The organism is Anoxybacillus sp. CHMUD, assembly GCF_013096965.1.
Classification (GTDB): domain Bacteria; phylum Bacillota; class Bacilli; order Bacillales; family Anoxybacillaceae; genus Anoxybacillus; species Anoxybacillus kestanbolensis_A.
Genome location: NZ_SDLG01000003.1, coordinates 113,792 through 133,312 on the forward strand (window position 1 = coordinate 113,792; position 19,521 = coordinate 133,312).

General features: G+C 41.7%; 17 protein-coding genes and 1 pseudogene. 6 read left to right on the plus strand and 12 right to left on the minus strand.

Annotated features, from left to right (window positions below; all coding sequences use genetic code 11):
- Nucleotides 1-4: 4 nt before the first annotated feature.
- The 5 genes from addB to ETB99_RS03010 all read right to left on the minus strand — a co-directional run bounded on the left by addB (nucleotide 5) and on the right by ETB99_RS03010 (nucleotide 7,518).
- Nucleotides 5-3,469 carry a helicase-exonuclease AddAB subunit AddB gene (addB, locus tag ETB99_RS02990; protein ID WP_171699875.1) on the minus strand — a complete coding sequence of 1,155 codons (3,465 nt, stop codon included), beginning with the start codon at nucleotides 3,467-3,469 and terminating at the stop codon, nucleotides 5-7.
- 16 nt (nucleotides 3,470-3,485) lie between these two features.
- Nucleotides 3,486-4,088 carry a TVP38/TMEM64 family protein gene (locus ETB99_RS02995; protein WP_012575767.1) on the minus strand — a complete coding sequence of 201 codons (603 nt, stop codon included), beginning with the start codon at nucleotides 4,086-4,088 and terminating at the stop codon, nucleotides 3,486-3,488.
- A 65-nt stretch (nucleotides 4,089-4,153) separates the two neighbouring features.
- A complete protein-coding gene (locus ETB99_RS03000; RefSeq protein ID WP_035019777.1) occupies nucleotides 4,154-4,672 on the minus strand; it encodes a competence protein ComK in 519 nt (172 codons plus the stop codon).
- Nucleotides 4,673-4,771: 99 nt separating this feature from the next.
- Nucleotides 4,772-6,052 (minus strand): isocitrate lyase, encoded by a 1,281-nt coding sequence (aceA, locus tag ETB99_RS03005; protein ID WP_077427734.1) that lies wholly within the window; start codon nucleotides 6,050-6,052, stop codon nucleotides 4,772-4,774.
- Between the two features lie 218 nt (nucleotides 6,053-6,270).
- Nucleotides 6,271-7,518: a M48 family metallopeptidase gene (locus ETB99_RS03010; protein WP_128999823.1), complete on the minus strand. Its 1,248-nt coding sequence runs from the start codon at nucleotides 7,516-7,518 to the stop codon at nucleotides 6,271-6,273.
- Between the two features lie 143 nt (nucleotides 7,519-7,661).
- Here ETB99_RS03010 and ETB99_RS03015 point away from each other — a divergent pair, with 143 nt between their 5' ends.
- The 3 genes and pseudogenes from ETB99_RS03015 to ETB99_RS14910 form a co-directional block, all read left to right on the plus strand.
- Nucleotides 7,662-8,252 (plus strand): SCO family protein, encoded by a 591-nt coding sequence (locus ETB99_RS03015; protein WP_077427738.1) that lies wholly within the window; start codon nucleotides 7,662-7,664, stop codon nucleotides 8,250-8,252.
- 131 nt (nucleotides 8,253-8,383) lie between these two features.
- Nucleotides 8,384-8,506, plus strand: a complete 123-nt coding sequence (locus ETB99_RS15150) for a hypothetical protein (RefSeq protein ID WP_256368117.1) — start codon at nucleotides 8,384-8,386, stop codon at nucleotides 8,504-8,506.
- 163 nt (nucleotides 8,507-8,669) lie between these two features.
- A pseudogene (locus tag ETB99_RS14910) lies at nucleotides 8,670-9,206 on the plus strand (methyl-accepting chemotaxis protein); the annotation flags it as partial.
- A gap of 33 nt (nucleotides 9,207-9,239) precedes the next feature.
- Here the strand turns inward: ETB99_RS14910 and ETB99_RS03025 are convergent.
- Complete coding sequence (locus ETB99_RS03025) at nucleotides 9,240-9,584, minus strand: helix-turn-helix domain-containing protein (protein ID WP_309138129.1); 345 nt, start codon at nucleotides 9,582-9,584, stop codon at nucleotides 9,240-9,242.
- Between the two features lie 477 nt (nucleotides 9,585-10,061).
- Here ETB99_RS03025 and ETB99_RS03030 point away from each other — a divergent pair, with 477 nt between their 5' ends.
- The 3 genes from ETB99_RS03030 (at nucleotide 10,062) to ETB99_RS03040 (ending at nucleotide 12,139) form a co-directional block, all read left to right on the plus strand.
- On the plus strand, nucleotides 10,062-10,343 hold the full coding sequence (locus tag ETB99_RS03030; RefSeq protein ID WP_216366055.1) for an HD-GYP domain-containing protein: 282 nt from the start codon (nucleotides 10,062-10,064) through the stop codon (nucleotides 10,341-10,343).
- Nucleotides 10,344-10,506: 163 nt separating this feature from the next.
- Entirely contained in the window at nucleotides 10,507-10,896 is a 390-nt protein-coding gene (locus tag ETB99_RS03035; RefSeq protein ID WP_253263528.1) for a response regulator transcription factor, read from the plus strand.
- 22 nt (nucleotides 10,897-10,918) lie between these two features.
- The gene (locus ETB99_RS03040; RefSeq protein ID WP_171699878.1) at nucleotides 10,919-12,139 is read left to right on the plus strand and encodes an EAL and HDOD domain-containing protein; all 1,221 of its coding nucleotides are present in this window, start codon (nucleotides 10,919-10,921) and stop codon (nucleotides 12,137-12,139) included.
- Nucleotides 12,140-12,399: 260 nt separating this feature from the next.
- Here the strand turns inward: ETB99_RS03040 and ETB99_RS03045 are convergent, their stop codons facing one another.
- The 6 genes from ETB99_RS03045 to ETB99_RS03070 all read right to left on the minus strand — a co-directional run bounded on the left by ETB99_RS03045 (nucleotide 12,400) and on the right by ETB99_RS03070 (nucleotide 19,471).
- Nucleotides 12,400-13,194 carry an ABC transporter ATP-binding protein gene (locus tag ETB99_RS03045; protein ID WP_035019732.1) on the minus strand — a complete coding sequence of 265 codons (795 nt, stop codon included), beginning with the start codon at nucleotides 13,192-13,194 and terminating at the stop codon, nucleotides 12,400-12,402.
- Nucleotides 13,160-14,134, minus strand: a complete 975-nt coding sequence (locus ETB99_RS03050) for an ABC transporter permease (protein ID WP_171699879.1) — start codon at nucleotides 14,132-14,134, stop codon at nucleotides 13,160-13,162. Before ETB99_RS03050 ends, ETB99_RS03045 begins: the two co-directional genes overlap by 35 nt.
- Before the next feature lie 14 nt (nucleotides 14,135-14,148).
- Nucleotides 14,149-15,135: an ABC transporter substrate-binding protein gene (locus ETB99_RS03055; protein ID WP_077427750.1), complete on the minus strand. Its 987-nt coding sequence runs from the start codon at nucleotides 15,133-15,135 to the stop codon at nucleotides 14,149-14,151.
- Between the two features lie 108 nt (nucleotides 15,136-15,243).
- Nucleotides 15,244-16,794 carry a fatty acid--CoA ligase family protein gene (locus tag ETB99_RS03060; RefSeq protein ID WP_171699880.1) on the minus strand — a complete coding sequence of 517 codons (1,551 nt, stop codon included), beginning with the start codon at nucleotides 16,792-16,794 and terminating at the stop codon, nucleotides 15,244-15,246.
- A gap of 167 nt (nucleotides 16,795-16,961) precedes the next feature.
- Nucleotides 16,962-17,624 (minus strand): 3'-5' exonuclease, encoded by a 663-nt coding sequence (locus tag ETB99_RS03065; protein WP_077427754.1) that lies wholly within the window; start codon nucleotides 17,622-17,624, stop codon nucleotides 16,962-16,964.
- Nucleotides 17,625-17,635: 11 nt separating this feature from the next.
- Nucleotides 17,636-19,471, minus strand: a complete 1,836-nt coding sequence (locus ETB99_RS03070) for a DUF294 nucleotidyltransferase-like domain-containing protein (protein ID WP_077427756.1) — start codon at nucleotides 19,469-19,471, stop codon at nucleotides 17,636-17,638.
- Nucleotides 19,472-19,521 lie beyond the last annotated feature (50 nt).

Consider the following 19,521-nt stretch of genomic DNA (forward strand, 5'->3'; position numbering starts at 1 on the left):
ACAATCACCCCTTTAACCATTCATCAATCTGTTTCGGTGTTAATACGCGATATTGTTCCGCATCAATCCCTTCGTCAAATTGGCATACATCGCGAAACTCACAATATTGACATGCGGTTTTATTTTTTTGTTTGTACGGTGCAATATGCGTCACACCTTCGATCATTTGTTCGCCAACATCAACAATAAAGCGACGTACATGTTGCCGTAACATCGTAAACTGTTGCTCTGTTAACACTTTTGAATGTTGCGCAAACGTTCCATTTTTATTTAAACGGACAGGAACGATAAGAGAGCTTGTCCCCGGCTCTACATGCTCATCCATTAAGCGAACCGTTTTTTCATCTGCTAATACATATCCGCCCATTTTAAACTGTTCTAAAAACTTTTTCTCTAACTCATGTTCATCAAGCCATTCATTCACTTTTATCGTTGGATTATGAATCGGGAAGTATAACACTCCAGCTGGAAACGCCGATGTACCAACGAGCTTTTCCGCATACTCAAGCACAATATCTAAATAGGCCAACATTTGCAACGCTAAACCGTAATACACTTCCGTTAAATCGAGCGTCTTTTGCTTTGATTTATAGTCAATAATGCGGAGAAGCACCCCTTGTTCGCTCGTTGCTTGGTCGACGCGATCAATGCGACCGACAAACTGCAATACGGTTCCGTCCGATAATGTAAATGTAAGCGGTGGAAGCGGTTCTCCATCACCAAACCCTAATTCTACACCAATCGGCACAAAGCCGCTTCGCTTGGCGTGCTCGCTTAATACGGTCGTCGCTTTCGTCATAATCGTCTGCAACTTTTTCTTCATATATCGGTAACGGTGTGTGCTTAACAACACTTCTTGTTGAATGTACGGAGCAATTTGCTCCACCGCCTCGTACGACAACTGTTCACATTGCTGTTTTGATAATTGACTCCACGGAAGTTGCTCTTGACGCAAACGATCGGCGATCACTTTTAACGCCTGATGAAACAACTGTCCCATGTCTGGCGCCTTCAATTGAAAGACCGTCCGTTCTTTTAACTTTAAGCCGTGCGCCGCAAAATGAGCGAACGGACAACGGTTAAACGTCTCCATACGCGAAATGCTCGCTTTCACTTTTTTTCCATATAACGCTTTCGCAAGCTGCTTATTTAAACGTTTCGCGCGATTTTCATAAAATAATGCACGTACAACGACCGCCATTCGTTCTTTCCATTGTTCATGTTGTACATAGGCATTGTATACATCCCACCACATCGGCTCAATGGCATATTGTCGCTTCCACGCTTCAAGTTGTTGCACGAGCGGACCGAGCGTTGCCACATCGTTTGTCACATACGATAGCTGTTGTTGTAGTGGGAGTAAAAACGGATCCGTCCCCCATTGCATTTTTGTCACGTTCGGGAACATATCGGTCAGCCGTTTTATGAACATCGATGGCAACAACGTTTTTTCTTGCTCGTCAGAAAGCGCATACGTCACATATAAACGTTCAGACGGACTAACAAGCGCTAAATAAAGCAAAAACGGCTCATCAAGCAACCGCTCACGGCTTGCCGGAGCAACATGTAAAGAATAATGATGCAACAATTCTCGATCCGTTTCCGACAACATGCCGTCATCATTTTTACGCATCGGAATGACGCCTTCATTTACCCCTACAAGAAACGTACAACGAATATTCGAAAGGCGCGAACGATCGAAATGCGCAATTAATACTTGATCCGTTGCCGGTGGCACGAGAGAAAACTGCAAACTTTCAAATCCCGTTTCGATAATCGTTAAAAATGTTTCAAGCGAAAGCGTTTCATCCCCTAATATTTCAACGTATTGATCGAGCAAGTCAATAAACGCTTGCCACACTTGTTCGTGGTGGCGGGCTGCGGACAGATCACCTCTTTCTTCCGCTTCATCGCGCAACCGTTCTAATTTTTGCGGAATTTGAAGCTGTTCTGCATATGCATATAGCGCTTCACATTGCTCGCGCCCCGTTTTCGCTTGTTTTAACCGCTTTTGTAAAACCAATAATGGCGAAATGACAAGTTTACGCCATTCGTTTAATTGTTGTTCATATCGTTTTTCTTCATCAGTTTGAGGTGCATGCACACCTTCTAGTCCTTTATATTTACGATACGTCCAATGCTCCGTCCACTTATCTCCTTGGATCCCAGAAGCAAGCACATAGTTTTCAAGTTGATCCATCGCCATGCGCATATCATGTACAGATTGGTCGAGGTGAAAAAAGAAATCTGTTTTCACTGCACGAAACACCGCTTCATAACGAAAATTTGTCCGCACTGCTTCCATACTTGCGCGCAACCATTCAATAAACGGATGATCGAGCATCGGTTCTTTTTCGTCAATAAAATACGGAATGCGATAGTCGGCAAACACCGTTTTTAACACGTTGCGATAATCTCCTACGTTACGAATCAATAAAGCGATGTCACGATAGCGATACTTTTCATCTCGTACAAGTCGAATGATTTCACGTGCAATGCCTTCCATTTCCGCTCGGCGTGTGGTCGCTTCCCCAATGATGATCGCTTCCGTTTGTTTTTCCCACTTACAGACAGGTCGATCATCGTAATGCGCTTCAAGATGACGGAGTTCTTCATGTTTATGGCGGACGTTGTGACGAAGTTGTTCTACTTTTTCAATCGGTACCCCATTTTGCAACGCGATGTCGCGCAATTGCGCATACGTCCGCCACGTATTGCGAAAGACATGCAAATCATCCGGCAGTTGCTCATACGGGGCATCTAACGTGAGTGCAACGGTCACATGCGGGCAATGAATAAATAATTGTTCGATGACCATATATTCTTGCGGCGTAAATTCATAAAAACCGTCCATGTAAATGTGCGCGCGTTTCATATAAGAAGAATGGCGAATTTTTTCGGCAAGCAACCGTAAATAATCTTCCGAATCGACGTAATGATGCGCCATCTGTTGTTCAAATTGCTCAAAAATCATCGCTGTATCTTTTAATTTATCGGCAAGCACGGTTTCATTTGCGGTCGCATGGCGGCGCAGCTGCTCTTCCGTTTGTTTTAACGTCGCTGGCGTCACGCAATACCGTTTATATTCTGTCAACATTTGTTCAAGTTGTTCAATAAAGCCACGTTTATCCGCCGCTTTCCGAAACAACGTTAACTGCTCTTTTTGCTGTTCAACAATTTTCCTTAGCAACATATGTACGCCTGTTTGCGTTAAATGATGGCGGCTCATGCCGCCTGTCTCTTGCAAAATACGCCAAGCAAGGCGCGTGAAACTAAATACTTGTGCTCGAATCATTCCTTTGAGGCTACCGTTTATTAACGCGTACTCCGATTGAAACGTCATTTGTTCAGGAACGAGGTAAATAATCGGATCGCCATCTGGTTTTTGTGCGAGTTGATCGATCATTTCTTTTAAACACATTGTCGTTTTTCCGCTTCCTGAGCGCCCGATGATGAAACGTACAGACATATTTGTCCATCCTTTCTTATTTTCCGTCGTGCAATGCAAAACGTTGCTCGACTTTTTTTCCGATGTACCATAAAAGAAAAATGACAACAGCGACAAACACCGTGCGCATCGGCTGACGAATAAGCGCTACAACGTCGTAACCGATAAAGCTAATCATAAATACCATCACCATTTTTCCAAACAATACCGCTAACATATATTGTTGCATCGCAATGCCGGATAACCCCGCCACAACATTGACTGCTGCCGATGGTGTAAACGGAAAACAAAGCAGTAAAAAGAGCGGACCAAAACCGCGGCGCTCCACCCAATGCATCATGCGGCGAATCGTCGGGTGGCGATGTAAAAAAGAAAAAAAGCGCTGCCTCCCGATTTTTCGAACAAGGAGGAACACGAGGAGTGAACCGACACTTGTCCCAATCCATGAAATAAGAAATCCTTTCCAAAGGCCAAACGCTGCCGCATTTGCCATGACAAATACGAAGAGCGGCAAAAACGGTAAAAATGCTTCCGCCATTGGCAAGACGATGCCAGGAATCACACCAAATGAACGATATTCCGCTAACATGTCAAGCATATGTTTTATCGTAAACCATTGTTTTAATTCCTCTAAACTCATACAGTAACCCCTTTGCTACGTGCTCATGATTATATTGTACAAGTTTAGAGGAAAAGAGAAAACTGTTACGACCATTCCTTTTCCCTTAAGTATAGTAAATACATCATTTTTCGTTCGCGCGCTTCGATGCGCTCGTTCATTTTTGTCCGTAGCTGTGCAGTGCGATGTAGCTGATTGATGAATGAATGATGTGAAATACATAGCTCGACGATCGTTCCGTTTGAAAACGTAATGCGTGTTTTTCCACCTTGAACATGCTCATGATGACGAATATGTAAATGCGATAGCCATACACATTGAGGATTCATTGGGGAGATCGTTGGAAAAAAGAAAATTTCGTTCGTTGGTTCAACTGCAATCGGTGCTTTATGCGAAGTGCCAATAATATGTCTCGCTCCATCTTTTCTTCCTCTTAAACTTGCGCCATAATACAAACAACTTTGCTCAATAATTTCCATCGGCTTTTGTTTGACGATAATTTCTCCATCTTCCTCTAACACTTTCGTCCACATTTGCTTATCGTGAAAAAACGGAAAAAGCCCCATCGTATAGCGCGTCAAATATAGATGCTCGACGATGAGCATACCGCTCCCTCCCTTATATACACATTTCGACAATATTATACCATAAATATACGAAATTTTCATGAAAAATCCCCTCGTTTTTTTCGAGGGGATGTTATTTTATGCACCTGTAAATTGTTCTTCTTCTGTCGAGCCTTTTAGCGCCACAGTTGATGCTTGACCGCCCGTAATGACAAGCGATACTTCGTCAAAGTAACCTGTTCCGACTTCACGTTGATGGCGTGTAGCTGTGTAGCCATATTTTTCTGCCTCAAACTCCGCTTGTTGCAATTCGGAGTAAGCCGCCATGCCGCGATCGCGATAGCCGTGCGCTAACATAAACATGCTGTAGTTGAGGGCGTGGAAACCAGCCAACGTAACGAATTGGAATTTGTAGCCCATTTTTCCGAGCTCCACTTGGAAGTTGGCGATCGTTTCGTCGTCCAACTTTTTCTTCCAGTTGAAGGAAGGCGAGCAGTTGTATGCAAGCAATTTGCCCGGGAATTTTTCATGAATCGCTTCCGCAAAACGACGCGCTTCTTCTAAGTTCGGTTCGCTCGTTTCGCACCAAATTAAATCAGCATACGGTGCATATGCCAATCCGCGCGCAATCGCTTGGTCTAAGCCGGCACGCGTACGGAAGAAGCCTTCTGGCGTACGCTCACCTGTAATAAACTGTTGATCACGCGGGTCGATGTCGCTTGTAATTAAATCAGCTGCATTCGCGTCTGTGCGCGCAATTAATACGGTTGGGACACCCATGACATCTGCCGCAAGTCGCGCCGCAATTAAGTTACGAATCGCTGTTTGCGTTGGAAGCAACACTTTTCCGCCTAAATGGCCGCATTTTTTCTCTGAAGACAATTGATCTTCAAAGTGGACGCCAGCTGCTCCTGCTTCAATCATCGCTTTCATCAGTTCGAAGACGTTCAATTGGCCGCCAAATCCTGCTTCCGCATCGGCAACGATCGGCAAGAAATAGTCGATATCTTCTTTTCCTTCCACATATTGAATTTGATCAGCCCGTTGAAGCGCTTGATTAATGCGCTTTACAACGTGCGGCACGCTGTTTGCTGGATATAAGCTTTGGTCCGGATACATATGACCGGCTAAGTTCGCATCTGCCGCCACTTGCCAACCGCTTAAATAAATCGCTTTTAAACCAGCCTTTGCTTGTTGCACCGCTTGATTTCCTGTTAACGCCCCAAGCGCATGTACGTAATCTTCCGTATTTAATAAGTTCCAAAGCTTTTCCGCTCCGCGACGCGCTAGCGTATATTCAATATCAAGCGAACCGCGCAACTTAATGACATCCTCTGCGCTATACGGGCGCGTAATGCCCTTCCACCGTTCATCCAATTGCCAACTTTCTTCTAATTGTTTCACACGTTCTTCAAACATGCTCTCTCCCCCTTAATTTTTTTATCGTAACCCCTCTGTTTCCGTACATATGACCCCCAAAAAAGTTGTGACGCTCTTTTCTCTATGTACGAGCTTTGATACATCTCCCACCCTTCTTGTTATAATACACATTTTCCTTTCGACGTTTTTATTATATAACACAATTTTCAGAAAAGAAAGTATTTTTATGAATTTTTTTCAAAAAAATTTCACCTTTCCTACTTTTGTTCTAAAAAAATAATGCGCTCTAAAATGGTCGGATGACTGTAACGAAACAGTTTGACAAGATAAGGTGGATGCACTTGGCTTAAACTAGAGCGAGTCAACTGTTGAAACGTCGAGATCGCTGCTTCTTTATTTTTCGTCAGTTCAATCGCATACTTGTCCGCCGCATGCTCTTCATAACGGGAAATAGCATTCATCGCAGGGCTTGCCGCAAAACTTAATAGCGAAATCAATAGTAAAAACATCGGTAAAGAAGCAAGGTCATTCCATTTTTCAATGCGGCAAAGTGTCCCAAATCGTTTCATCATACGCTTCATCCATCGATTCGTCAACAGCAATCCGACAAATGTCACAACAATATATAACCCAATTCCCCAATAAATATGTTTCATGACGTAATGCGCCATTTCATGCGCCATAATAAATAAAATTTCATCTTCGCTTAACCGCTCAAGCGTCGTGTCCCATAACACGATGCGCGAATTGCCGCCAATGCCCGTTACATAAGCATTTAACGCATTCGTTTTTTCCGACATGTTCACTTCAAATACGTGGTCGGCTGGAATGTTTGCCTTCTCAGCTAACGCTAAAATTTTTGCTTCTAACTGTTTATTTTTTAATGGATAAAAATCGTTATAAAGCGGATCGATAAAAACTGGCTGAATAAACGTTAAAAAAAGCGTAAACGGAATGGAACAAAGCCACGCATACACCCACCATCGCTTTTCGAATTTTTGCATAAGCGTATATAATACATACACAATGACAACCATGATCGCATAGTTCACCCAAAAATCAATCAGTTCATCACGCATCCAACTCGAAAACGTTTGGGTTGAAATATGATACATTTTCGCCATGTAGTAACTTGCATAGCTAAGCGGAAACGTCACGACTTGTACAAGAAGCGATAACCAAAAGACGTAAATCGCCGTTTGCATAAACCTCCGTTTCGTCGTCGCCTCCGCCCACTGTTGAAAACGGGCTGACAAACCAAACAACAACACAAAAATATAAATGACCCACTCATATGGAACAGATAAAAAAAATAAAAAGTTTTTTACTTCCGAAAACTGTTCAGCAAGCATTAATTCTTTCTTCGTTAAAAACGTCGCAGGATCAGCGCTCGTTCCTTTATATTGTGCTGGAATGGATGAGTCCGTCCATTGAAATAAATAAAACGCAAAAAAGAGCGCATACGTTGCGTAAAGGAACAACGTCCAAAAAGCGATTTTTCTCATTGCCCTTCCCCCTTGTCCATGATTACTATTAGTTTAGTTTTTCATTTGCCATTTAGAACAACGAAAAAATTCAAATAATTGTCACGTCCCATTCTCCTCATTGACACGTTGATTATGTATGATGAAAGTGGGAGGGATACACGTTGAGAAAACTATATATCGGCTTTTTTAGTTTACTTGCGATTTGTATTGGTATAGGCATCTTTTATTTTTCTTACTACCGCCAAGATCAAATGGAGTTTCCAAAAGACGTGACGATGGAAACCGCGTGGGGAAAACCGTATTCATTCAATAACATGGAACCGAAAGTACGTCTACTCGAGTTTGTGTACACAAACTGCCCAGACATTTGTCCAAGTACGTCATTTCAAATGAAACAATTAAAAGAACAGCTCGAAAAAGACGGTTTGTTTAAAACGAAAGTTGAATTTATTACGATTACGATCGATCCGAAACGCGACACCCAACAAGTGATGCAAACATATGCGAACATGTTCGGAGTAAAAAGCGATGACGAAGGATGGATTTTTTTACGTGGGAATGAAGAAGATACAAAAAAAGTAGCTGACGCGTTTAACTTCTTATACCGCGATCCCGGCAACGGCATGCTTATTCATACAACGCTCACATACTTTTTAGACGAAAACAACCGCGTCATTGACACATTCGGCATGGGCGAAAAAGGGTTTGATAAAGAGAAAGTGTATAAACGTATTCTCAAAGAGGCGAAATAGCCTCTTTTTTCGTTCCCTTTGTATGATGAATAAGAATGAGTCTTTTTTTCTAATTCAGAAGAAATGAGCAGTTATTAGGCATTTATACGCTATGGGAACCAAACGCACTCGATGGAAAAGATGAAAACTACGTGAACAAAGAAGCGCACGACGGGACAGGCCGCTTCGTTCCGTACGTCGTCCGCAGCGATGGAAAAATTATCGTTGAAGCGAGCCGTGACTACGATAAAGAAGGGAACGGAGATTATATTTAGTACCAAAACAAACGAAAAAGCCCATTTTATTTGAGCCATACACGTATGCAATTGACGGCAAAGACGTGCTGCTTACGCGCTCACCTTGCCGCTCATCGATCCGACAACAAATGAATTTTAGGGATCGTCGGCGTTGATTTTGAAGTAGCGTTTTTGCAACAGCTCGTCGCAAACGAATTTACTCGCATCAAATGCAGCGATTGAAGCAGCACGTACTGGAGAAGCAGGAAAAGGCTTTGCTGTTGTCGCCGAAGAAGTGTGAAAGTTAGCTGAACAAGCAGATGAAGCGACGAAACAAGTAAACGAGCTCATCGGGCATGTCCAACATCAAGTAAAAGAAGTGTCAGAAGTCACAAAACAAGGAGCGGAAGATATAAAAGAAGGCAGCGCAATCATTACGAACACTGCGCAAGCTTTCGAACGAATTGTCCAAAAAACAGATGTCGTATCGGAAGAAATTCAAGAAATATCAGCGGCAACAGAACAAATGTCAGCTGGCGTGGAACAAGTGACTGCTTCGCTTGAAAACATTGTTGAAACGGCTAAAGATGTACAAGCTGAAATCGTTCAGGCGACGCATTCAGTCGATGAACAAACGAATATTTCTAAACAGCTTGATGCATCCGCCAAACAGCTTGCTCGCATCGCTGTGCAGCTGCAACAATTAATCGAGCGCTTTACTTTGGAGTCCCAAAAATAACGGGACCCCTTTTCAACTATCCGCATCACTTTACTATTTTTTTTTATCATTTAGCAATACTAAAATATACAAAATAATAAAATAAGTACGTACTTTTTTCTTTTCATCCACTTGTCGCAACATATTTATAATTTCCTCTTCCATTTTCCCTCCATGTTCCACTTCCTTTTCATTTGCAACGAGCCAATCGATAGATACATCTAGCACTCTACTGATCGGAATAAGCAAATCTACACGCGGGGTTACCGTCCCATTCACAATTTTATTAATCGTGCTCTTAGACTGACCTGTTTGTTCTACTAAATCTTTTTGCTTTAAATTGAGTTGTTTTAAACGTTGCTTAATTCTCTCGCTAATGATCGCTTTTATATCATTCACATTCACCACTCCCTTCATGTTTTGTTTCTTTTTTGGATTTTTTTATTGAAAAGTTCCTAAAAAGAAACTATAATGGTAGTCAAATAAACCTTTCTTCGTTTTACGTAACCACAACAAGACGGTGGATTCGTGGACGTTTATGCTCGTGCAAAACGTACCATCAGCGCGCGGGTCATATGTTGTTATACGTCGATCATGTGCTTTTTAATATAAACAAATGTTTCTAAAACTTTTTACATCGTCATCTCTTGGCTGATCGTTATTCTTCTATTCCTTTCTGTATTCTTAAAATACACTAGGAAAATCGTGTCCTAATAAAAAGAAAAAAATGAGCATGACGTATATGACTTTTTATCATTAGGTATACCTATCTATATTTTATTAAAAAAAGAACCTTTATCTAAAGATGAATTTTAACAATATCCAAACATTAGCTACTTTATAGCCAAAACGACATTAAGAACGGAAAATGAAGAATTGTTAAACGCCATTCGATTTCATAAAGAACATGTAGACGGAACAGGATATCCTAACCGTTTGAAACAAGATGAGATCCCTTTGCTAGCAAAAATCATCTCAGCCGTAGATGCATTCGATGCTATGACCTCATCTAGACCGTATCGAAAAAGTAAAAGTAAAATGGAAGCAATTGAAACTTTATTAAAAGAAAGCGGGACAAAGTGGGATGCCAAAATTGTGAATGTGATGAATTTATTGTTAACAAAAAACAAATATGTTAATGTAGCGATAAGAAGCTAAACACTTCGGATCGCTTTTTTCTTATCTATATAGAAAGGAGACGCTCCATTGGACTGTACAAACTTATTTAAAACGACTCGTTCATTTTCTCGAGCTGCTCATCAGAAGATGTCAAATATTTTTTTATAAAAACGAATCTATGATTAAGCGGCATATTTTTAGTATGTCAGAGACGACTATAGTACATTACAATTCAACGTCATGGGTCGTTTATCCTATTCAAACAGGCACAAACGATAGTTCTGTTCGTTTGCTTATTTCCCATCCATACCATCCAGACAATCATATGTACGTCGAATGCTTAATTGAAATACTCACGCTTATCATTCAAAAAAAATATAGCGAGCAACAACTCTCCCAAGAAGTTGAACAACTATTAGAAAGGGAGAGGCAAATATTTTTCCTTTTACTAAAAGGGTACAGCAATCAAGAAATCGCGGACGAATTCGTTTTGAGCAAACATACGATTAAAAATCATATTAACCATGTGTTTCAAAAACTGGATGTCAAACGTCGTTCACAGTTAATTGCAAAGTTCAGTCATCTTTTATAATTTTATCATTCGGGGGAACATCATGGATATTTTTGTAGGAAGACAACCTATCTTTAACAAAAATTACGAGGTCGTTGCTTATGAATTGTTTTACCGAAGCGGAGAAAAAAACTTTTATGACGCGTTAGACGGAAATAAAGCGACAATGGACGTGCTAATCAATAGCTTTATGAACATTGGAATTGACAAACTAACGAACGGAACTCGGTGTTTCATTAACTTCACAGAAACGTTATTAAAAAAGCGAATCCCGTTTCATTTCCCAAAAAATTTAATCGTTGTTGAAATACTTGAAACGATTCCATATTCATATGAGCTCTTACAAATTTGCAAAGAGTTAAAGAAAGAAGGATATATGATTGCGTTAGATGATTTCATCTTTTTAGACCAATACATTCCTTTATTTCCTTATATCGATATTATTAAGATCGATTTTTCTCAACCCAATAATTATAAGCTATACGATTCTGTCATTAAATCTCACCATATTCATTTACTTGCAGAGAAAATTGAAACGAGCGAACAATTAGACGAGGCAATGCGAAACGGGTTCGTATATTTCCAAGGATATTTTTTTAGTAAGCCAATTGTCGTGAGAGAGAAATCTCTTCCAAAAATGTCGCACAATTCCTATTTCTCTTTGTTAAAACAATTAAATAAAAACGAATTAAATTTTGAAGAACTTGTTGAAACGATTGAACACGATCCTTCATTAACTTATCGTTTACTCAAAACAGTAAATTCTTTTTTCTTATCTTCTTCCCCAAAAATTAAATCGATTCGTCATGCGGCGATTTTGCTTGGAACAAATCATTTAAAAAGCTGGTTGACCGTTCTCGCATTTCAACAGCCGAACGAGCCGTTCAAAAATGAGGTCATTGTCAACAGCTTATTAAGAGCGAAAACACTTGAACAACTTGCTCATTTCATTGGTTTAAGTGATGAAAAAGAGATGCTGTTTTTTATGGGCATCTGTTCTTCTTTCCATCTACTATTGGATCGGTCTTTGCATGACGTATTGGAAGAGCTGCATGTCGATGAAATTATTCAACAAGCATTAGAGGGGCGTCATCCACTGTATTCCTCTTTATTTGAGCTCGTTCTCTCACTCGAAACAAACGATAACGAGCAAACGAAACAATTAGCGAAGGCACTAAACATCCCTACACCTGAAGCATTCGCCACTTATCAAAAAAGCATCGAATGGATCGTGCAAATCCAAAGTGGATGGGTAAACTTATAAGTATTGAAAAACCAACATCTTTCGACAATAATAGACATATATTCTATTTTTCTATATAAAAGGAGGAGCTCGAAGTGGAGAACCATCCGCCTACGTCACGAATCTACATTAAGCGCAATTTTTAATCGAAAAACAGTGCGAACAGCTACAAGGTTTTTACTTTAGCCGACCGATATCGCTTGAACAACTACCAAACACGATCGCATCATTACGACAAATCGTTCACACATTAAAATCCCCGATGTAACTCGGGGATTTTTTTATACAAGCACAGCGCGATCGCTCGCAAATTGGCTACCGCGAATGCGCTGAAACTCTTGGAGAAGCACTTCAACAGTCAACTTTTTCTTTTCTTCTCCACTTGCTTCAAAAATAATTTGCCCACCATCCATCATAATGAGCCGATTTCCTAATTGGACGGCTTGCTCCATATTATGCGTCACCATTAATGTCGTTAGGTGATTTGTTTCAACAATTTGTTTTGTTAAATCGGTAATTAATTGAGCACGTGCAGGGTCTAATGCTGCCGTATGCTCGTCAAGCAGGAGCACATGCGGTTGCGTAAACGTCGCCATTAAAAGTGATAACGCTTGCCGTTCTCCACCAGATAATAACCCCACTTTCGCATGCAGACGATTTTCTAGCCCAAGCTGAAGTGTTGCAAGCGCTTCTTTAAAAAATTCACGCCGCTTTTTCGTCACGCCGAAACGAAGCGTCCGCTTTGTTGTTCGGTTATAGGCTATCGCTAAATTTTCTTCAATCGTCATATTCGGTGCAGTTCCTGCCATCGGATCTTGAAAGACCCGACCGATGTAACGGGCGCGATCATGTTCGCTCATCGTCGTCACATCTTTCCCGTCAATCATCACTTCACCGGTATCAGGGACAAGTCTTCCTGAAATAATATTCATCAACGTCGATTTTCCTGCCCCATTGCTTCCGATGATGGTGACAAAATCGCCTGGCTGAAGCGAGAGATCAATATGTTTTAATGCCACTTTCTCATCGAGCGTTCCTTCGTTAAACACTTTCGTAATCTGCTTGAGTTGAAGCAACCGCTGCACCCCGCTTTCTCGCTTTTCGTTGTTTTTCAGCACGCGCCGCGATCATTTGCGGAACGACGAGCGCTAAAATGACGATGAAGGCAGTAATGAGCTTTACATCACCTGTTTCTAAAAATTGGACACGCAACGCAAGCGTAATGACTATGCGATATACGATCGCCCCTAAAATGACAGCAAGCGTCGCCCGTACAATCGTTTTCGCCCCAAATAGCGCTTCCCCAATAATGACCGACGCTAAACCGATGACGATCATGCCGATCCCCATGCCGATATCGCTAAAACCGCTATATTGTGCAATCAACGCCCCTGAAAATGCGACAAGTGCGTTTGACAAGCCAAGCCCGATGATAGTTAAACGATCGGTATTGCCTGAAAAACTAGCAATCATTTTTTTATTGTCACCAACTGCGCGAAGCGCCAAGCCGACTTCTGTTTTTAAAAATAAGTCAATAACAACTTTCACTATAACAACTAACAACATCCCAAAAACGACAATTCCCCACGTTTTCGGAACGAAAGGAATAACCGTTGCCAACGCTTGGTCGAAACGTTGAAACGCTTTCGTAATGATCGTCATGACCGTTTCTTGTTGCAAAAGCGGGACGTTCGGTTTATCCATAATGCGCAAATTAATCGAATATAAAGCGATCATCATTAAAATGCCTGACAATAACGGATTAATTTTCCCTTTCGTATGCAAAAGACCTGTCATACATCCTGCGAAAAAACCCACCCCAAGCGCTGCAAGCGAAGCAATAAACGGATTGACGCCAGCGACGATAAGGACGGAAGCAACGGCCGCTCCCGTCACAAAACTTCCGTCCACCGTCAAGTCAGGAAAATCTAAAATGCGAAACGATATATACACACCAAGCGCCATAAGCGCATATAACAATCCTGCTTCGACAGAACTAAACAATGCTGTAATCATACGATCCATCCTTTTTATTCAATAAATTCCGCCATGCTATCCCATTCACTACGCCACGTGATCCCCATCTCTTCTGCCGCTTTTTTATTAATGACAAGTTTTAATTTTTGTGGATATTGCACCGGAAGTTCCGATGGCTTTTTCTTCCCTTCTAAAATGTCAGCTGCCATCACACCCGCTTCGTAGCCAATATCATAATAGTCAAATCCGTATGCCGCAAAACCACCACGTTTGACCGAATCTAACTCCCCAACAAAAAGCGGGATGTCTTGATCGTTTGCAACTTGAATGACGGATTCAAGTGCAGAAACAACAGTATTGTCTGTAATAACATAAAAACAATCTACTTTGCCGACTAACGATTCCGCTGCTTGCTTCACTTCCGACGACGTCGACACCGACACAGGTACGATCGTTAAATCGGTTCCCTCCATCGCTTTTTTCACCGCATCCACTTGCGCGACGGAGTTTTGTTCACCAGCGTTATAAATCATCCCGACGCGATTCCCATCGACAAATTGATCAATAAATTGCACCGTTTTTGGAATCGCATCTGGATGTGTGTCTGTCGTTCCTGTCACGTTTCCGCCCGGCTGTTCCATCGACTGTACAAGTTTCGCGCCAACCGGATCCGTCACAGACGTAAAAACGATCGGAATATCTTTCGTTGCATTTAATGCACCAAGCGCACTCGGCGTTGAATTGGCGAAAATTAAATCGACGCCATCTGCCACAAAGTTGTTGGCGATCGTTTGGTTATTGTTCATATCTCCTTGCGCAATTTGCACATCGTATTCGACTTTTAATCCTTTCTCTTCAAGCGCCTTTTTAAATCCGTTAAACGCCGCATCAAGCGATGGATGTTCAACAATTTGCGTCACGCCGACTTTATATGTTTTTTCTTTTTCCCCACTCGTTTCTTTCGTCGTTTTCTCTCCAGCGCATCCTGCTAGCACACCACCGGCAAGCAGCAGCGCTCCACACGTTTTCAACCACTTCATTCGTATCCCCCTTACTTTTTTGCTGTTATGCTTTTATGCGTTAAATTATACAAATATATTTTCTAAATATCAAGTAAATTATAAAAAAATAAATAAAAAAAACGGTGCTTACATCGCACCGCTTTGAGAAATGACTTGCTCTTTTAACGCGCGTCTTAAAATTTTTCCTGTCGTATTTTTTGGTAACTCGTCTAAAAATTCGATTGAACTTGGCACTTTATATTTTGCCAAATGTTCGCTACAATAAGCAATCAGCTGTTGTTCTGTCAATTGTTTATTTTTACTTACGACATAACATTTTACCGCTTCACCAAAATTCGGATCAGGCACACCAATGACCGCAGCTTCAACAACGTCCGGATGGCTATACAGCACTTCTTCCACTTCGCGCGGATATACGTTGTATCCCCCAACAATAATCATATCTTTTTTTCGATCAACAATGTAAAAATATCCTTCTTCGTCCATTTTCGCTAAATCGCCTGTATACAGCCATCCATCTCGAATCGTATGCGCCGTTTCTTCCGGCATTTTATAATATCCTTTCATCACATTCGGACCGCGTACGATCAGTTCACCTACTTCGCCGACCGGCACTTCCTCTCCTAATTCGTTCACAATTTTATTTTCCACGTTCATAATGCTCGTCCCAATCGATCCCGGTTTACGCGGACGATCGAGCGGATTAAAACAAGTCACCGGTGATGCTTCCGATAAACCGTACCCTTCGGAAACGATGACATGAAATTTTTTCTCAAAGTTTTTCAATAATGCAACAGGCATTGACGCACCGCCTGAAATGCATAGACGCATATGTGCAAAGTCTTCCGCTTTTCCGTCTGGATACTGATATAAAAAGTTATACATCGTCGGTACGCCTGCAAACACCGTCGCTTTTTGTTCACGCGCTACTTTAAACACTTCCGCTGGGCTAAATTTCGGGAGAATCAGCACCGTTCCGCCGTTCATAAGCGGCGCATTGAGCGCAACCGTTAAACAAAATACATGAAACATTGGCAACGTTGCAATGACGCGATCATCTTCATTAATTTTTAAGTAGTCCGCGACATCTTGGGCATTACGGTATAAATTTTTATGCGTTAACATCGCTCCTTTTGGTTTTCCAGTCGTTCCTGATGTATATAAAATGACCGCCACATCATCATCGTGAAGCTCTGGCCCGAAGAACGGAACATCACCTATCGCCAGCACATTTGTAAACGATTTCATTTTTTCAGGCAAAACGATTCCATGTTCTTTTCCTTGCGGTGTTTCACAAATGATCATGTGCTCGACATTTGGCAAGCGTCCGTCAAGCTTCATAAGCGTCGGAATGACAAGATCAAGCGCAATGACAACTTTTACATCGCCGTTCGCTAAAATGTAATGAATTTCATCCGCCGTATAAATTGGGTTAATCGGAATGACTGTCGCCCCTGCACGCATGGCACCATACAAACTGACGATAAAATACGGTGAATTGCCTAGCAAAAGCGCCACATGATCCCCTTTGTTTACTCCAAGCTTTGCGAGCCCGCTCGCAAACTTCATAATCGCTCCGTTTAATTCACCGTACGTTGCAGACGTTTGCTCAAACATATACGCCTGCTTATTTGGCTTCTCCGTAGCAATTTGCTGTAACCGTGAAACTAAATTCATCTTCCCCACCCCTTTAGTGAATGAATGATCATTCATTTTAAAATTAAAAAAATTCTAAATGTATTATATTTTAAAATAAAAAAACAAGCAAGTAGGACATTGTCATGCAAACGATCACGTCTTGCCTCTCCTAGGTGGGTAAAAAAAGAAAACGGGGGCTCTCCCCGTTAAAATGACAACGACCGCATTTGGCTATCTGTGGCGCGCAACAGTTCTCCCCACGTTCGATAACCGCGCAGGCGAAATTGTTCTAATAGCTCCACAAATAAATACGCAGTCGTAAGCGCATCACCGATCGCCGAATGACGTTCATACATACGTGTGCCAAACGCTTGGGCATATCGCTCTAAATCGCGCATATCATATGACGGTGCAATAAAGCCGATTAAATCGAGCGTATCAATAAATGTCGGCTTGTGAAATTTCATTTTTTCACGGCGCAATTCGTGTTTCATCACAAATAAATCAAATGAAATGTAATGACCGACAAAGCATACACTTTGTTTTTGTTCAACAAACTGGAAAAATTGTTGCAATGCTTCAATTGCCATCGGCGCATGCTGAACTTTTTCCTTTGTAATATTCGTCAGTTCAACAATAACGGGTGGAATATCACGATTTGGGTTCACATACGTATGAAACGTCTCGTTCTCCAGCACGTTCGTTCCTTTTACTTGCACCGCACCGATTTCGATTAACCGATCCGTTGTCGCCACATGAAATCCCGTCGTTTCTGTATCAAAAACTGTAAAAACAACGTCATCAATTGGTGTCGATAACGGAATATTGTCGTTTAACTTATAATCAATCGCCTTGCGTAAAAAAAACATCATCATCCCCCTTAAAAATAAGAAAATAATTGCGCTTGTAGTTGCTTTAACGTTTTTAAACTTAAAATGAGTTCATCTTTTTCACGCGTCGTCATCGTCGTAAACGATAAAACAGACGAAGACGGTTGATTTGCTTTGTAGTGATTCCATTTATGGCGAATGTAAATGGCTAGCACGTTTTCTGCCGCTTTTTGCACATCTTTTGCAAACGATGGGGACAACACGTGTTTCTCCTTTAGCTTCTCAATTCGCTCAAACGGCGTGCCAGATACAATGCCATGAATTAATCCTAAAATTTGCACGCTATGGTGGTACGGAAATAGCACTTCTTTTTTCATATCAATCGTTTTCCGCTCAAGTCCAAAAATCGAACGAATCGGGCGGTCAAGCGTCGGAATTTCATTTTGCTTTTCCATCTCCACAAGCCGAAAAAAGAAAATTTTCGCTCGGTTTAACTGCTCGCGAATTTGTTGTTCAAACGTGCGATGCAAATCCATATCCCCATATACAAATCGATATGAAAAAAAGTTTTGTGCCAACAACAAATTGTCGTTTGTCGCATGAATCATCCATTCACGCAATCGGTCTTTCCACGTCTCTAATGAACCGCGCCATGCCTCTTCGCTCGCCATCATTTTTCCTTTGCATCGCTCATATCCCGCTTTCTCCATCATGTGCACAATCGCCTTGCCAAGGTTCGCAAAATACGAACGATGCTCCTCGCTTTCATACACGAGAAAATGATCTTGATCCGTCAGTAAAAACTGCTCTCCTCGGCCACTTGATCCCATTTGATAAAAAGCGAATCGGCATGGAGGCTCCCCTACTCTGTCCAACGCTAATGACAAACAACGCAATACGAGTCGATCATACAGTTTCGTAATCATATGTAAACATTGGGCAATCGGCACTTGATCGCGCAACATCGTTGCTAACAACTCGTAAATTGCCGTTTTCACTTTTGGCAACGTTTGTTCATCTGCATGATCGATTTGTTGAATGGTCCGCATCATGCTTTCGTTTTTCTTTCGCATTAAATCAGAAAACGTCACGATACCTTGCACTTTTCCGTCATCTACAACAGGCAAATGTTTCACCCCACGTTCAATCATTAGCGCAAGCGCATCGTAATAATACGCAAATCGCGAAATCGTCGCGACATCTTTTGTCATCACCCGTTCAACAACCGTATCGTACGGAAGCGATTGTCCTAGCACACGCTCGACAAGATCCGTTTCCGTTAAAATTCCACATAACGTTTGTTCATCTGTCACGACGATCGAACTAATATGAGCCGCCGCCATTTTTTTCGCCGCCTCTTGTACGGTTGCCGTCAACGGAAGGGTCACAACGTCGCGAATCATAACATCTTGCACAGGAACAACAAACGATGTAGCGTCCCCGAATTTACGCGCTTGCTTAATTTGCTCAGCAAGCGACACATATACATCTTTTAAACGAACACACACCTGCGCAAGTAAATAGTCATGTACGTTCGGATCATCCCATAACCGTGTTAACACGGAAAACGGCATGACAAGCACTTCACATCGTTCCGCCGCCCGTACCGCAACGAGCTCTTCTTTTCCATCGCTTTTCGATACACCTAAAAAATGGGCTAAGCTTGAAAATCCGATAATTCCTCCTTTTTGCACCACTTCAAGCACTTCGTCATATCCTTCATGCTCAACATATACTTCCGCCACCCCATCAAGCAACAACACAAGCCCTTTACGCTGCTCATTTTTCCCTAAAATCATCTCATCTTGTTCAAACGTTTTTCGTTCACATTCAGCGATAAGCTGTTCGATTTCGGATTGTGGCAATCCCTGAAATAATGGATGCATCAATATCCCCTCCCTTACAAAAACGGCATCTGTATATACAGATGCCGAAC